The organism is Winogradskyella schleiferi, from assembly GCF_013394655.1.
In the GTDB taxonomy this organism is placed as follows: Bacteria; Bacteroidota; Bacteroidia; order Flavobacteriales; family Flavobacteriaceae; genus Winogradskyella; species Winogradskyella schleiferi.
Window position 1 is genome coordinate 3,799,740 of sequence record NZ_CP053351.1, and the last position, 15,670, is coordinate 3,815,409.

General features: G+C 35.5%; 13 protein-coding genes. All 13 read left to right on the plus strand.

Annotated features, from left to right (window positions below):
- Nucleotides 1-62: 62 nt before the first annotated feature.
- The 13 genes from ilvB (at nucleotide 63) to HM990_RS16530 (ending at nucleotide 15,552) form a co-directional block, all read left to right on the plus strand.
- A complete protein-coding gene (gene ilvB / locus HM990_RS16470) occupies nucleotides 63-1,799 on the plus strand; it encodes a biosynthetic-type acetolactate synthase large subunit (RefSeq protein ID WP_178990485.1) in 1,737 nt (578 codons plus the stop codon).
- A 199-nt stretch (nucleotides 1,800-1,998) separates the two neighbouring features.
- A complete protein-coding gene (gene ilvN, locus HM990_RS16475) occupies nucleotides 1,999-2,526 on the plus strand; it encodes an acetolactate synthase small subunit (protein ID WP_178990487.1) in 528 nt (175 codons plus the stop codon).
- Nucleotides 2,527-2,682: 156 nt separating this feature from the next.
- Nucleotides 2,683-4,182, plus strand: a complete 1,500-nt coding sequence (ilvC, locus tag HM990_RS16480) for a ketol-acid reductoisomerase (protein ID WP_178990489.1) — start codon at nucleotides 2,683-2,685, stop codon at nucleotides 4,180-4,182.
- A gap of 78 nt (nucleotides 4,183-4,260) precedes the next feature.
- Nucleotides 4,261-5,529 carry a threonine ammonia-lyase IlvA gene (ilvA, locus tag HM990_RS16485; RefSeq protein ID WP_178990491.1) on the plus strand — a complete coding sequence of 423 codons (1,269 nt, stop codon included), beginning with the start codon at nucleotides 4,261-4,263 and terminating at the stop codon, nucleotides 5,527-5,529.
- Between the two features lie 78 nt (nucleotides 5,530-5,607).
- Entirely contained in the window at nucleotides 5,608-7,200 is a 1,593-nt protein-coding gene (locus HM990_RS16490) for an NADP-dependent glyceraldehyde-3-phosphate dehydrogenase (RefSeq protein WP_178990493.1), read from the plus strand.
- A 428-nt stretch (nucleotides 7,201-7,628) separates the two neighbouring features.
- Nucleotides 7,629-8,252 carry a GNAT family N-acetyltransferase gene (locus HM990_RS16495; RefSeq protein ID WP_178990496.1) on the plus strand — a complete coding sequence of 208 codons (624 nt, stop codon included), beginning with the start codon at nucleotides 7,629-7,631 and terminating at the stop codon, nucleotides 8,250-8,252.
- Complete coding sequence (locus HM990_RS16500) at nucleotides 8,249-9,427, plus strand: argininosuccinate synthase (RefSeq protein ID WP_178990498.1); 1,179 nt, start codon at nucleotides 8,249-8,251, stop codon at nucleotides 9,425-9,427. Before HM990_RS16495 ends, HM990_RS16500 begins: the two co-directional genes overlap by 4 nt.
- 88 nt (nucleotides 9,428-9,515) lie before the next feature.
- Nucleotides 9,516-10,499, plus strand: a complete 984-nt coding sequence (gene argC, locus HM990_RS16505) for an N-acetyl-gamma-glutamyl-phosphate reductase (RefSeq protein WP_178990501.1) — start codon at nucleotides 9,516-9,518, stop codon at nucleotides 10,497-10,499.
- 102 nt (nucleotides 10,500-10,601) lie between these two features.
- On the plus strand, nucleotides 10,602-11,402 hold the full coding sequence (gene proC / locus HM990_RS16510) for a pyrroline-5-carboxylate reductase (protein ID WP_178990503.1): 801 nt from the start codon (nucleotides 10,602-10,604) through the stop codon (nucleotides 11,400-11,402).
- Between the two features lie 102 nt (nucleotides 11,403-11,504).
- Nucleotides 11,505-12,638 carry an aspartate aminotransferase family protein gene (locus HM990_RS16515; RefSeq protein ID WP_178990505.1) on the plus strand — a complete coding sequence of 378 codons (1,134 nt, stop codon included), beginning with the start codon at nucleotides 11,505-11,507 and terminating at the stop codon, nucleotides 12,636-12,638.
- Between the two features lie 52 nt (nucleotides 12,639-12,690).
- Nucleotides 12,691-13,626, plus strand: coding sequence for a Rossmann-fold NAD(P)-binding domain-containing protein (locus HM990_RS16520; protein WP_178990507.1), 936 nt, complete (start codon nucleotides 12,691-12,693; stop codon nucleotides 13,624-13,626).
- A gap of 91 nt (nucleotides 13,627-13,717) precedes the next feature.
- Nucleotides 13,718-14,494: an acetylglutamate kinase gene (gene argB, locus HM990_RS16525; protein ID WP_178990509.1), complete on the plus strand. Its 777-nt coding sequence runs from the start codon at nucleotides 13,718-13,720 to the stop codon at nucleotides 14,492-14,494.
- Complete coding sequence (locus tag HM990_RS16530; protein WP_178990511.1) at nucleotides 14,491-15,552, plus strand: M20 family metallo-hydrolase; 1,062 nt, start codon at nucleotides 14,491-14,493, stop codon at nucleotides 15,550-15,552. Before argB ends, HM990_RS16530 begins: the two co-directional genes overlap by 4 nt.
- Nucleotides 15,553-15,670: the final 118 nt, after the last annotated feature.

Consider the following 15,670-nt stretch of genomic DNA (forward strand, 5'->3'; position numbering starts at 1 on the left):
ATCCTGAGAAAGCCTGTTTTGAGCGCAGTCAAAGTATCAAAGGATCTCAATAAAAATATGAGATGAAAGAAACTCAAACCATTAAAAACAACACTCACACCAGCCAAACTACTGAGCGTATCTCTGGTAGTGAAGCCGTTATAAAGTGTTTATTAGCCGAAGGAGTTGATATCCTTTATGGCTATCCTGGCGGAGCGATTATGCCAGTTTATGATGAATTGTATAAGTATCAAGATAAAATTCACCATGTCTTATCACGTCACGAGCAAGGTGCCGCACACGCTGCACAAGGTTATGCTCGAATTTCTGGCAAAGTCGGTGTTGCTATGGCAACTTCTGGTCCAGGAGCGACTAATTTAATTACTGGAATTGCTGATGCACAAATAGATTCTACGCCTTTGGTTTGTATCACTGGTCAAGTAGGTTCGCATTTGTTAGGAAGTGATGCGTTTCAAGAAACTGATATTGTTGGAATTTCGACACCTGTAACGAAATGGAATCATCAAATTACTAAAGCTTCAGAAATTCCAGAGGTTTTCGCTAAAGCCTTTTACATTGCTAAAAGCGGACGACCAGGACCTGTTTTAATTGACATTACCAAAGATGCGCAATTTGAGGAGTTTGATTTTAAATACGAAAAATGTAAAGGCGTAAGAAGTTACAAACCTGTACCTACTACCGATGAAAATTCACTCAAAGCTGCTGCAGAATTAATTAATAATGCCAAAAAACCACTAATAGTTTGGGGACAAGGTGTTATTTTAGGTAAGGCGGAAGATGCGTTTAAGGCGGTTATTGAAAAAGCTGGTATTCCTTCGGCTTGGACAATATTGGGAGCTTCTGCTATTCCGACCTCACATCCATTAAATGTGGGAATGGTTGGTATGCATGGTAATTATGCACCAAACGTCCTAACTAACGATTGCGATGTTTTGATTGCCATAGGCATGCGTTTTGACGATCGTGTTACTGGAAATTTAGCAACTTATGCAAAACAAGCAAAAATTGTTCATTTTGAAATTGATCCTGCGGAAGTTGATAAAAACGTAAAAACTGATATCGCTGTTCTTGGCGATGCTAAGACTAGCTTAACAGATCTATTACCATTACTACACCCGAATTCACATACAGATTGGCATCAAAAATTCAAGGATTTATATAAAATTGAATACGAAAAAGTCATTAAAAATGATTTACATCCTACAAAGGAAGGTTTGACTATGGGCGAGGTGTTGAAAGAAATCAACCTCCAGACCAAAGGCGAAGCGGCAATTGTTAGTGATGTTGGTCAACACCAAATGATCGCTTGTCGTTATGCGGAATTCAATAAAACAAAAAGTAATATTACATCTGGTGGCTTAGGAACCATGGGATTTGCATTACCTGCAGCCATTGGAGCCAAAATGGCAGCACCAGAACGCGAGGTGATTATGATCGCTGGTGATGGTGGTTATCAAATGAATATTCAAGAATTGGGTACTATTTTTCAACAAAAAGTACCTGTAAAAATTGTGGTACTGAACAATGAATTTTTAGGTATGGTTCGGCAATGGCAACAATTATTTTTTGAGAAACGCTACGCATCAACAGAAATGGTAAATCCAGATTTTGTAGCCATTGCAAAAGGGTATCATATCGAAGCTCAAAAAGTGTCAGAGCGAAAAGATTTAAAAGCTGCCGTCAAAGAAATGATCGATTGCGAAGGTCCCTATTTTCTAGAGGTTAGAGTTGAAAAGGAAGATAATGTTTTCCCAATGATCCCAACAGGAGCAAGTGTTTCAGATATAAGATTAGAATGATGTGAGTCGTGAGTCGTGAGTCGTGAGTCGTGAGTCGTGAGTCGTGAGTCGTGAAATAAAAAGTATTAAAAAGGTTTGAAGACTAAACAATTAAAAATAAGATAAATAATAGTAAATAATTTGAAACGAAACGAGATGGCGTCTATGTTCTAGATTCTATTATCTATTTTCTTCTCAAATCAACTATAATCTCAAAGTAATGAGCGAAAACAAACAATATACCGTTTCAATTTATACGGAAAATAACATTGGATTGTTGAATAGAATTTCGGCAATTTTCCAAAGAAGACACATGAATGTTGAGAGTCTTAACACCTCGCCTTCTGAAATTGACGGCGTTTCAAGATTCACTTTGGTTGTTAATATTACCGAGTCTCAAATGAAAAAGGTTATCGGTCAGATTGAAAAGCAGGTTGAAGTCATCAAAGCTTTCTATCATACAGAAGATGAAATCATTTATCAGGAATCGTGTTTATTCAAAATTAAATCCGAATTATTATTCGATGAACGTCAGATTCAGAATATCATCAAAGAAAGCAATGCCAGAATTGTAACCGTTAACAAAGAATTTTTTGCCATCGAAAAATCTGGAAGAAAAGAAGAAATAGATTTATTGCATAGGGAATTATCCGTATTTGGTATTATGCAATTTACACGTTCAGGTAGAATTGCGGTCACTAAAGACGAAATGAAAATATCAACATTGCTAAAAGCATTTCAAGATTAAAAAATAAGAGTCTAGATTAGAGATAGCTAGATTTTAGAGGAATAAATTAAAAGGTTATAAATAAAAACAGATTTTAAACAACAGGAAAGATTTTAAAATTTACCATAATAAGTCTATATTCTAGTTGTCTATTGTCTATTTTCTAAAAGAAGAACAATGTCAAATTATTTTAACACATTACCATTAAGAGAACAATTAGAGCAATTGGGAAAGTGTCGTTTTATGGACGCTTCAGAATTTGAAGATGGCGTAAACGCTTTAAAAGGAAAGAAAATCGTAATCGTAGGTTGTGGAGCTCAAGGCCTTAACCAAGGATTGAACATGCGCGATTCGGGACTTGATATTTCTTATGCCCTAAGACAAAAGGCCATTGACGAAAAGCGTGCATCTTACAAAAATGCAACTGATAATGGATTTACTGTTGGGACTTATGAAGAATTAATTCCAACGGCTGATTTGGTGTTAAACTTAACACCAGACAAACAACATACAAGCGTTGTAAAAGCTGTGATGCCTTTAATGAAAAAAGGCGCAACCTTGAGCTATTCGCATGGTTTTAATATAGTTGAAGAAGGCACAAAAATCCGTGAAGATTTAACCGTAATTATGGTCGCACCTAAGTGTCCTGGAACGGAAGTTAGAGAAGAATACAAACGCGGTTTTGGAGTTCCTACATTAACAGCGGTACATCCAGAAAATGATCCAGAAGGAAAAGGTTGGGCACAAGCAAAAGCTTATGCTGCTGCCACTGGAGGGCATAGAGCCGGAGTATTGGAATCGTCATTCATTGCCGAAGTAAAATCTGATTTAATGGGAGAACAGACCATTCTTTGTGGTTTGTTACAAACAGGTGCTATTTTATCTTTTGACAAAATGGTTGAAGAAGGTATTGAACCTGGTTATGCTGCCAAATTAATTCAGTTCGGTTGGGAAACCATTACCGAGGCATTGAAGCATGGTGGTATTACCAACATGATGGATCGTTTATCTAATCCAGCAAAAATCAAAGCGTATAACCTTTCTGAAGAATTAAAAGAAATTATGCGTCCATTGTTTGAAAAGCATATGGACGATATTATTTCCGGGCATTTCTCAAAAACCATGATGGAAGATTGGGCAAATGATGATGTCAACTTATTAAAATGGAGAGCAGAAACTGGTGAAACAGCTTTTGAAAAAACAGCGTTAACTTCAGATCATATCTCTGAACAAGAGTATTTTGACAATGGTGTTTTATTAGTTGCTTTTGTAAAATCTGGTGTAGAACTAGCCTTCGAAACCATGGTTGCTGCAGGTATTATTGAAGATTCTGCTTATTACGAATCCTTACATGAATTACCATTAATCGCGAACACCATCGCCAGAAAGAAATTATTCGAAATGAATCGTGTGATTTCAGATACGGCTGAATATGGTTGCTATTTATTTGACCATGCTTGTAAACCGTTATTAACGGATTTCATGACAACCGTTGACACATCTATTATTGGAAAGCCATTTTCAAATTCAAATGGTGTTGATAATATAGAGTTAATTGCCATAAACGATGCGATAAGAAATCATCCTATCGAAGCCGTTGGCCAACGTTTACGTGCGGCAATGACAGCCATGAAAGTGATTAAAACTGAGGATGCCAAAACATCTGTTTTAGCCTAAATGCTTCAAACCTGTCAAGTTTTAAAAACCTGACAGGTCTTATTAAAACAAAAAAGTCCCCTTTGGGGATTTAGGGGAATGAAAGAAACCAAAACCACATACAGACCAACATTAAAAGGTATTGAAGCTGCCGCTGAAAAACTAAACGGTGTGGCTTCGGTAACACCTTTAATTAAAAATGCACGTTACTCAAAGCAATTTGATGCAAACGTTTATTTTAAAAGAGAAGACCTTCAACAAGTACGCTCCTATAAAATTAGAGGTGCTTATAATAGAATTTCGTCCTTAACCAGTGATCAAATTGAAAACGGAATTGTATGTGCTAGTGCAGGAAATCATGCACAAGGTGTGGCACTTTCTTGTAAACTTTTAAAAATAAAAGGTACTATTTTTATGCCTTCACCAACACCTAATCAAAAAATTGAGCAGGTAAAAATGTTTGGCGAAGAATATGTGGATGTAGTTTTAATTGGAGATACTTTTGACGATGCTTACCATGCAGCGATGCAGCAAAGCGAAGAACTCAACAGAACATTTGTACATCCTTTTAATGACGAAAAGGTTATTGAAGGTCAGGCAACAGTTGGTTTGGAAATTATAGACCAAGCCAAAACGCATCCTATTCATTATGTGTTTGTCCCTGTTGGTGGTGGTGGATTAGCGGCTGGTTTATCCTCAGTATTCAAGATTTTATCACCACAAACCAAAATTATCAGCGTAGAACCAAAAGGTGCTCCAGCAATGCTGAACTCCATCAGAAACAATAAAAATATCACTTTAAAGTCTATAGATAACTTTGTAGATGGTGCTGCTGTAAAACGTGTTGGCGATTTAAGCTTTGCTATTTGTAAAGAAACCCTACATCGCGTGGTTACGGTTGATGAAGGTAAAATTTGTCAGACAATTTTAGACCTTTATAATAAGGATGCCATCGTTGTAGAACCAGCAGGCGCTATGAGCCTTTGTGCGTTAGAGCAGTTTAAAGATGAAATAAAAGGTAAGAATGTAGTTTGTGTTATTAGTGGAAGCAACAATGATATCACTCGAATGGCTGAGATCAAAGAACGCGCTCTTATTTACACCAACTTAAAACACTATTTTATCATTAAATTCCCGCAACGTGCAGGCGCTTTAAGAGAATTTGTTGTCGATATTTTAGGACCTACAGATGATATTACCCATTTTGAATACACCAAAAAAGCCAATCGTGAAAATGATGTTGCGGTTGTTGGTTTACAATTAAAATCCCCTAAAGATTTGGAGCCGCTCATTACTAAAATGAAGCTTCATAACTTCTTTGGAGATTATCTTAATGATAAGCCAGATTTATTTCAGTTTTTGGTATAGCTTAACATAGACTTAACCGAATCAAAAAATGTTATTGGTACCTTTATTACTAATAATTAATAGTTAAAATAAGTTATTATGACTTCAACCTTTGTGGAGATACCAGAGCAATTTCAAATTAAAAATTTAGTTAACCAAGATACGTATCTAGTAGATGGAGGACTGATACCTTGGCGAGGAGAAACCTCTAATGTGTATTCCACAATTTCTTCTACCGAAGATTACAAGCCTACACTTCTAGGGTCTATTCCAACTTTAGGAAAAAAAGAAGCCTTAAAGGCTTTGGATTCTGCGGTTTCCGCTTACAATAAAGGACAAGGGTTATGGCCAACTATGAAAGTTGTGGACAGAATTGCATGTATGGAAAAGTTTGTAACGCAAATGAAAACCAAACGTGACGAAGTCGTCAAACTATTAATGTGGGAAATCGGCAAAAATCTTCCAGATTCTGAAAAGGAATTTGATAGAACAGTCGAATATATCTACGATACCATTGAAGATTACAAACAAATGGATCGTAATAGCGCTAAATTTGAAAAAAATTCTGGCGTTTACGCACATATTAGAAGAGGACCTTTAGGCGTTGTATTATGTTTAGGGCCTTATAATTATCCTTTAAATGAAACTTTTGCGCTGTTGATTCCAGCTTTGATTATGGGAAATACTGCTATTTTTAAACCTGCAAAATATGGTGTTTTATTAATTTCACCTTTGATGGAAGCATTTAGGGATAGTTTCCCAAAAGGTGTTGTAAATATTATTTTTGGACGTGGAAGAACCGTTGCCGCACCTATTATGCAATCTGGAAAAGTCGATGTTTTAGCTTTAATAGGTAACAGCAAATCTGCCAATGCCCTACAGAATCAGCATCCAAAAAGTAATAGATTGCGTTTAGTTTTAGGATTGGAAGCCAAGAATCCAGCCATTGTTTTACCTGATGCGGATTTGGATTTAGCTATTGACGAATGTATTGCAGGAACAACCTCTTTTAACGGTCAGCGTTGTACAGCATTAAAAGTATTGTATGTTCATGAAGTCATTGTTGAAGAATTCAACAAACGTTTCTCTGCTAAAGTTGATGCTTTAAAATTCGGAAATCCGTGGGAAGATGGCGCAAAATTAACACCTTTACCAGAACCAGATAAACCGATCTATATTCAAGGGTTAATTGACGACGCAACTGAAAAAGGCGCAAAAGTCATAAATGACAAAGGCGGAGAAACTACAGAAAACTATATTTTCCCTGCCGTCTTATATCCTGTTACTAAGGATATGCGGGTGTTTCAAGAAGAACAATTCGGACCTGTGATTCCTGTCGTTCCATTTTCAGACATTGAAGAGCCTTTAGATGATATGGCAGAATCCAATTACGGACAACAAGTGAGTTTGTTTGGTAAAAACGTAAAAACCTTAGCACCTTTAATTGATACATTAGTGAATTTAGTTTGTCGTGTGAATTTAAACAGTTCATGTCAACGTGGACCAGATGTTTACCCTTTTACAGGACGGAAAGATTCAGCAGTTGCAACTTTAAGTGTACATGATGCCTTACGATCGTTTTCAATCAGAACTTTCGTTGCTTCAAAAGACAACGATTATAACAATGCTATTTTAAAGGATTTAATGGATTCTAAAGCTTCCAATTTTGTGAGTACGGATTACATTCTTTAATGGAATGGGATGGAAATCGCTTATCAGTGAAATATTTACAATTTTAATTGAAACAATTAAGAATTTCGTAAATCTTTTAAAAAAATCAATGATACTAAGGACATTATTAAATAATAATTATAAATTTACAGTATGTTAATTCAAAGAAATAGAATTGAAAGACCCACACGCTTGTTCATCAACAGGCGCCGTCGCTAATGGATCTACTTTAAACCATTTAGTTAATCAATTTTAATTTTTTTACATTGAACAATTCATCACATTTTTTACCACTTTTAGTTTTAGTATTTTCAATTACTAACCGACCTGCTTTGCGCAATAGTCGCAGTCGTCGCCCTTTTGGGTACGATTTATATTAGGAACTAAGGTGTGTCCAGTTCTTCATTCCAAGACAATAAAAAAATACATAATTAATAAAAACAATCACAATGAAAATTGTAATTGCTGATAAATCACATAGCATTTACGCAGAACTCATTTGCGAAACTATCGCACAAGCCGCACAGGTCAGAGGAACTGGTATTGCTAAACGAAAACCAGAGTACATCATTACAAAAATGGAAAATGGTAATGCTGTGATCGCTTTAGATGGCGATAAATTTGCAGGGTTCTGTTATATAGAAGCCTGGAGTCATGGGAAATTTGTGGCCAATTCCGGTCTCATTGTTCATCCCGATTTTAGAAATCAAGGTCTTGCCAAACAGATAAAACAAGTGATTTTTGAACATTCTAGAACTAAATTTCCCGATTCTAAAATCTTCAGTATCACAACAGGGTTGGCGGTTATGAAAATGAATAGTGAATTGGGATACAAGCCTGTGACCTTTTCAGAATTAACAGATGATCAATCCTTCTGGAAAGGTTGCCAAACCTGCAAAAATTTCGACGTTCTAACAAGAACTGAACAAAAAATGTGCTTATGTACAGGTATGCTCTATGATCCTTTAAAAAAAGAAACAACAAAATCACATGAGCATAATTACGATAAAAAAGTATGGACAAGATTGAAACTCATAAAACAAAACATGTTCCTAAAAAAAGATAAAAAATGAAAAAGTTAGTCATAGCATATAGTGGAGGATTGGACACATCGTACTGCGCTGTAAGTTTATCAAAAGCTGGTTACGATGTCCATGCAGTAAGTGTAAACACAGGTGGGTTTACAACTGAAGAAATTAAAAGTATTGAAAGTAATGCCTATAAAATGGGCGTTTCGACTTTTAAAAATATTGATGCCATTAAGTCATATTATGACAAAGTCATCAAGTATTTAATCTTCGGAAATGTACTTAAAAATAATACCTATCCTTTGTCTGTAAGTGCAGAACGCATTATCCAAGCCATCGAAATTGTCCAATACGCTAAAAGTATTAATGCAAAATATATTGCACACGGAAGTACAGGCGCAGGAAACGATCAGGTACGTTTTGATATGATTTTTCAAACTTTAGCACCAGACATTGAAATCATTACACCTATTAGAGACGGCAAATTAACACGACAACAAGAAATTGATTACCTCATTGAAAACGGAATAGACATGTCTTGGAACAAAGCCAAATACTCAGTTAACAAAGGACTTTGGGGAACAAGTGTTGGTGGAGAAGAAACCTTAACGTCTGAAAAACCCTTACCAGATTCGGCTTATCCTTCACAATTAAAACACTCAGACCCTGAAAAGTTGGTATTATCATTTTCTGGAGGAGAATTAGTCGCTATTAATGGGATTGGAAACGATCCTGAAATCAATATCCAAGTCTTAAACAATTTGGCGTCAGCTTATGCTATTGGAAGGGATATCCATGTTGGAGACACAATTGTTGGCATCAAAGGACGTGTTGGTTTTGAAGCTGCAGCTGCTATAATCATCATCAAAGCACATCATTTATTAGAAAAGCACACCTTAACCAAATGGCAATTGCAACATAAAGATTATTTATCAAGTTTTTACGGCATGCATTTGCACGAAGGTCAATATCTAGATCCTGTGATGCGAGACATAGAAGCTTTTCTACAAAGTAGTCAAGATAAAGTTTCGGGCGATGTTATCGTGACTTTAAAACCTTATCATTTTTCATTAGATGGCATTAAGTCTAAGCACGATTTAATGAACGCTAAATTCGGAAGTTATGGCGAAGAAAACAAAGGTTGGACGGCTGAAGAAGCTAAAGGGTTTATTAAAATCTTTGGAAATCAAAATAAGATATATCAACAAGTAAATAATTAAGACTGACTTGACCTAGCAGGTTTTAAAAAACCTAGTAGTTTTAAATAAAGGTTCAATTTATAATATAACCGTTTTCACGGTCACTAAGATGAAAAAGATAAAAGCAGGAATCATTGGAGGCGCAGGCTATACAGCAGGAGAATTGATTAGACTATTGATCCATCACTCTAAAGTAGACATCGATTTTATTTACAGCACATCAAATGCTGGAAACAAAATCTATCAAATACATCAAGACTTATTTGGGTCAACTGAATTAGAATTTTCAAGTACAATCAATCCTGATGTTGATGTGTTGTTTTTGTGTTTAGGTCATGGTAATTCAAAATCATTTTTAGAACAAAATACTTTTTCTGATACGACAAAAATTATTGATTTAAGCAATGACTTCAGATTAACAAAAGATGAAAGATTTAATGGAGAAACTTTTGTTTATGGCTTACCAGAATTGAACAAAGAAGCCATTAAAAAGGCAAATTACGTGGCGAATCCAGGTTGTTTTGCCACAGCAATTCAATTAGCATTATTACCGTTAGCTAAGGCTGAAGTTTTAAAAAACGACGTCCATATTAATGCTGTTACGGGTGCAACTGGAGCTGGAACTTCCTTATCAGCAACCACACATTTTACATGGAGAGATAATAATTTTTCACACTACAAGGCTTTTACGCATCAGCATTTAGGTGAAATCAATCAAACCGTAAATCAATTACAAACTGATTTTAAATCTGACATCAATTTTATGCCAAATCGCGGGAATTTTTCAAGAGGAATTTTTGCTACACTTTACACAAAATATGAAGGAACAATCGAAGACGCAAAAACCTCGTATTCCGATTTTTATAAAGATGCTGCTTTTACTTTGATTTCAGATGAAGACATTCATTTAAAGCAAGTCGTAAACACCAATAAATGTATCCTGCATTTACATGAACATGAAGGCAAATTATTAGTGACAAGCATTATTGATAATTTACTCAAAGGCGCATCAGGACAAGCAGTTCAAAACATGAATTTAATGTACGGATTTAAGGAAACCGAAGGCTTACAATTGAAAGCTAATTATTTTTAACATATACTCAGACCTGTTAGGTATGAATTAAGAGCGCAGGCGAAATGCTTTTAGATAAAGAAAGTTTAATTAAAAAGATAACCGCTTTCGCGGTCACTAAAGATGAAAATAGCAATAATAGGAACAGGAAACTTAGGGAAGTCCATAGCCAAAGGACTTATCACTAACAATGCCATAACAACATTATACTTAACCAAAAGAAACTTAGAAGGCATCAAGGAATTTGATGGTTACAAAAATGTGTTTCTAACCACCGATAATATTAAAGCCGTAAAGCAATCAGATATATTAATATTTGCAGTTCAACCAGCACATTTTGAAAATATTCTAAATGATATAAAACCGTATTTAACAGAAAATCACGTGTTGATTTCAACCATTACAGGATTCCTCATTCCAAAAATTGAATCACAGGTTGGTGAGGATAACTTTATCATTCGTGCTATGCCAAACACTGCAATTGCCGTTGGTAAATCTATGACATGTATGTGTAGTAATGAAAAAGGTAAAAAACGTATACCAATCGCAGAAGCCATTTTCAATAGATTGGGCCATACTTTGGCGATTCCTGAATCTCAAATGCAAGCAGCAACAGTCGTCTGTGCCAGTGGCATAGCGTTTTGGATGCGACTGATTCGTGCGACAACTCAAGCCGCAATTCAATTAGGTTTTGACGCTAAAGAAGCTCAGGAATTGGCGATGTACACAAGTGAAGGCGCTGCCAATTTATTAATTACAAACGGAGATCATCCAGAAGAAGAAATAGACAGAGTAACCACACCAATGGGTTGCACCATTACTGGATTGAATGAAATGGAGCACAAAGGATTGAGTTCGTCTTTAATTCAAGGTATGGTGGCATCCTATAATAAAATTAGTAATATCAAAAAGGAACAGATTTAAGATTACAATTTGTCATTCAGAGCATCGCGAAGAATCTCTTAATCATTTAGATTCTTCGGTTATTCTTCCCTCTGAATGACAACAAAGAAAATTATAAAACAAATGAGTTTATTTAACGTTTATCCATTATACGACATCACACCAGTAAGCGCAAAAGACGTTTACGTTTATGATGACAAAGGTTTGGAATTTTTAGACCTTTATGGTGGACATGCCGTGATTTCCATTGGGCATTCACATCCGAAATATGTTGCAGCGATTTCGGACCAAGTTAGCAAATTGGGATTTTACAGTAATGCGATTCAAAATCCGATGCAAGTTGAATTAGCAGATAAACTTGAAGCATTATCTGGCTGTAAAGATTATCAACTGTTTTTATGTAATTCTGGTGCAGAAGCTAATGAAAATGCTTTAAAATTAGCCTCATTCCATAATGGGAAAAAGAAAATTTTAGCTTTTAGAAATTCGTTTCACGGTAGAACCTCTGCTGCTGTAGCTGCCACCGACAACCCAAAGATTGTAGCACCAATAAATGCGCAACAAAAGGTTGATTTTGTGGACTTAGGCGATTTAGATGTTGTTGAAACCATTTTAAAACAAAACGACACTTGTGCTGTAATTGTAGAATGTATTCAAGGTGTTGGCGGATTAGATCAAAGCACTACAGAATTTTATAAAGGACTAGAAACACTTTGCAAGCAATACAATACAGCCTTAATTGCAGACGAAGTTCAATCGGGTTTTGGTAGAACAGGCGACTTTTTCGCCTTTCAGAAACACAACATTACACCAGATATTATTTCTATCGCCAAAGGCATGGGAAATGGATTTCCCGTTGGTGGCATTTTAATTCATCCATCCATTGAAGCATCCTTTGGTTTACTGGGTACTACCTTTGGTGGAAATCATTTAGCATGTGCTGCAACACTATCAGTTTTAAACGTTTTGGAAGAGGAAAAGTTAATGGAAAATGTAAAAAACATGTCAAACTATTTTCAAGAAAAGGCTAAAACATTACCAAATTTAAAATCCATTAAAGGACGAGGATTAATGATAGGTTTAGAGTTTGATTTTCCGATTACAGACTTACGTAAAAAGCTCATTTTTGAACATCATATATTTACAGGAAGTGCTAAGAATCCTAATTTACTGAGAATTCTTCCACCTTTAACTATTCAGAAAAAGCATATTGATTTGTTTTTTGAGGCAACCTGCAAGGTTTTAAAAACCTTGTAGGTTTAAACTAAGTTTAATTAAATACAGATTCCCGCTTTCGCGGGAACTAAACATGAAAAATTACACCAAAATAAAAGATATTTCTAACCTTTCGGAAACTATAAAGGAGTCCATTTTATTAAAAATGAATCCTTTTGAATTTCAAGATTTAGGAAAATACAAAACCTTAGTAATGCTTTTTTTTAATTCGAGTTTAAGAACGCGATTAAGCACAGAAAAAGCAGCAAAAAACTTAGGCATGGAAGTCATGATTTTAAACGTGAACGACGCGTGGAATTTAGAATTTGAAGATGGCACCATAATGAACTTGGATAAATCAGAGCACGTTAAGGAAGCTGCTCAGGTTATTTCACAATATGCCGATATTATTGCGGTTAGAGCCTTTCCTACATTAAAAAATAAAGCTAAAGACGAATCAGAATATGTGATTAATAGTTTTAAAAAATACGCAACGGTTCCTGTTTTAAATATGGAGAGTGCGACAGCGCATCCTCTACAAGCTTTAGCTGATGCCATTACAATATCAGAATTAACAGAAAAAGCAAAGCCTAAAGTGGTTATTTCTTGGGCACCACATCCCAAAGCTTTGCCTCAAGCGGTTCCAAATTCGTTTATAGAAATGATGCAACACCTTGAGATCGATTTAACCATTACACATCCAAAAGGTTACGAGTTAAACGTAGCAATTACAAAAGATACACCTATTAATTACAATCAAGATGATGCATTAAAAGATGCTGATTTTGTGTATGTAAAAAACTGGAGCAGTTATAATGACTATGGGAAAGTAATTAACCAAGATGAAAATTGGATGATGACGAAAGCAAAATTAGGCCATGCAAAATTTATGCATTGTTTACCAGTGAGACGAAATGTTGTCGTTGAAGATGCCGTTTTAGATAGCGAACAATCTGTGGTTATACAGCAAGCAAATAATAGAACCTATGCGGCACAAGTAGTATTGAAGCAAATTTTAGAAAATTTATAATTTTCAAATAAGACCTAGCAGGTCTCAAAAAAATAGAAATTCCTTCACGCTTGTGCTGAGCGCAATCGAAATATGGGAAGGTTAGGATGGGATGAAAACACTAAAAGTCATAAAAATAGGAGGAAATATCATCGATAATGAAGATGCATTGGCAGCATTCATTAAAGATTTTTCAACTCTAAAAGGTCCTAAACTACTAGTTCATGGAGGTGGAAAATTAGCGACCAAATTAGCGACTCAAATGAATATTCCTGTGCAAATGAATGAGGGCAGACGTATTACAGATGCAGACACTTTAGATATCATCACTATGGTTTATGCTGGGAAAATCAACAAAAATATTGTGGCGCAACTACAAGCTAATAGCTGTAATGCGATTGGTTTTTCTGGTGCAGATGGTAATACCATTATTTCTGAAAAAAGACCGATTAAAACTATTGACTATGGCTTTGTTGGCGATGTTAAAAAAGTGAATACAAACACTTTAGAGGTACTACTAAAAAACAATATCACACCTGTGTTTTGCGCCATAACTCATGATAAAAAAGGTCAATTACTAAACACCAATGCAGATACTATTGCTTCTGAAATAGCCATCGGTTTTGCGTCGACCTATAACACAGAACTATATTATTGTTTCGAAAAAAATGGTGTTCTTGAAGAGGTCGATAATGATGATTCTGTGATAGAACACATCGACACTGAAACTTATAAAACACTAATCGAAAACGGTATTATTTACGAAGGCATGTTACCCAAATTAAATAACTGTTTTCATGCAATAAATCAAAACGTTCAAAAAGTTTGTATCGGAACATCAAATATGCTTTTCAATACCAAAAACAAACATACAACCATAACACAATGATTGAAAAACTAACGCAAGATGCCATTGCTTTACTAAAGCAATTGATAGAGACACAGTCGTTTTCTTCGGAAGAAGACAATACAGCATTGCTTATTGAAAATTGGTTTACTACACATCATATGCCTTTCAAAAGAGACCATCACAATATTTGGGCGACCAATAAATATTTTGAAAAGAGTAAACCGACGCTCTTATTAAATTCTCATCACGACACTGTAAAACCAAATAGTGGCTATACCAAAGATCCTTTAAAAGCCATTGTTGAAGATGGTAAATTATATGGTCTGGGCAGTAATGATGCAGGCGGATGCTTGGTGTCTTTAATTGCTACGTTCACTTATTTTTACGACAAAAAAGATCTGAATTATAACCTGGTCATTGTCGCTTCTGCCGAAGAAGAAAGCAGTGGGTCAAACGGATTGAATAGCATGTTAAGTATCATCCCAAAAATTGATGTAGCGATTGTTGGTGAACCAACCTTAATGCAGTTAGCCGTTGCCGAAAAAGGTTTAGTTGTTTTTGATGCGAAGGTAAAAGGAACTGCTAGCCATGCGGCGCATCCAAATGCTGATAATGCCATTTACAACACAATTGATGTTTTAAAATGGTTTAAAGATTATAAGTTTGAACGAAAATCGCCAGTTCTAGGTGATGTAAAAATGACCGTTACGCAAATCAATGCTGGTAAACAACATAATGCTGTTCCCGCTGAAGTTGATTTGGTAATTGATGTACGTGTGAATGATAAATATTCTAATAAAGAGATTGCAGATATTTTAACACAGAAATCGCCTTGTACGAGTATTACGGCAAGAAGCTTACGGTTAAATTCGTCGTCTATTCCAATTAATCACGACTTAGTAAAAGCCGGTATTGCACTTGGAAGAAAAACATACGGTTCGCCAACACTTTCGGACCAATCCGTTTTAACTTGTCCATCATTAAAATTAGGACCAGGCGACAGCACACGATCTCACACGGCAGATGAATTTATTTATCTTGCTGAAATTGAAGAAGGTGTTGAGTTGTATATTAAATTGTTAAAAAAGGTATTGTAAAAAAAACAGGAGAATCAAGAGACTAGAATCTAGACTAAAACCTCAAAAACATGAATGAGCCGTCTATATTCTAACAGCGAAGCGGTCTAGCATCTTGGTTCTAAATTTTAAGAATTAA

Coding starts and splice junctions, on each gene's coding strand:
- ilvB (WP_178990485.1), top strand. CDS start 63: ATGAAAGAAACTCAAACCATTAAAAACAACACTCACACCAGCCAAACT.
- ilvN (WP_178990487.1), top strand. CDS start 1,999: ATGAGCGAAAACAAACAATATACCGTTTCAATTTATACGGAAAATAAC.
- ilvC (WP_178990489.1), top strand. CDS start 2,683: ATGTCAAATTATTTTAACACATTACCATTAAGAGAACAATTAGAGCAA.
- ilvA (WP_178990491.1), top strand. CDS start 4,261: ATGAAAGAAACCAAAACCACATACAGACCAACATTAAAAGGTATTGAA.
- HM990_RS16490 (WP_178990493.1), top strand. CDS start 5,608: ATGACTTCAACCTTTGTGGAGATACCAGAGCAATTTCAAATTAAAAAT.
- HM990_RS16495 (WP_178990496.1), top strand. CDS start 7,629: ATGAAAATTGTAATTGCTGATAAATCACATAGCATTTACGCAGAACTC.
- HM990_RS16500 (WP_178990498.1), top strand. CDS start 8,249: ATGAAAAAGTTAGTCATAGCATATAGTGGAGGATTGGACACATCGTAC.
- argC (WP_178990501.1), top strand. CDS start 9,516: ATGAAAAAGATAAAAGCAGGAATCATTGGAGGCGCAGGCTATACAGCA.
- proC (WP_178990503.1), top strand. CDS start 10,602: ATGAAAATAGCAATAATAGGAACAGGAAACTTAGGGAAGTCCATAGCC.
- HM990_RS16515 (WP_178990505.1), top strand. CDS start 11,505: ATGAGTTTATTTAACGTTTATCCATTATACGACATCACACCAGTAAGC.
- HM990_RS16520 (WP_178990507.1), top strand. CDS start 12,691: ATGAAAAATTACACCAAAATAAAAGATATTTCTAACCTTTCGGAAACT.
- argB (WP_178990509.1), top strand. CDS start 13,718: ATGAAAACACTAAAAGTCATAAAAATAGGAGGAAATATCATCGATAAT.
- HM990_RS16530 (WP_178990511.1), top strand. CDS start 14,491: ATGATTGAAAAACTAACGCAAGATGCCATTGCTTTACTAAAGCAATTG.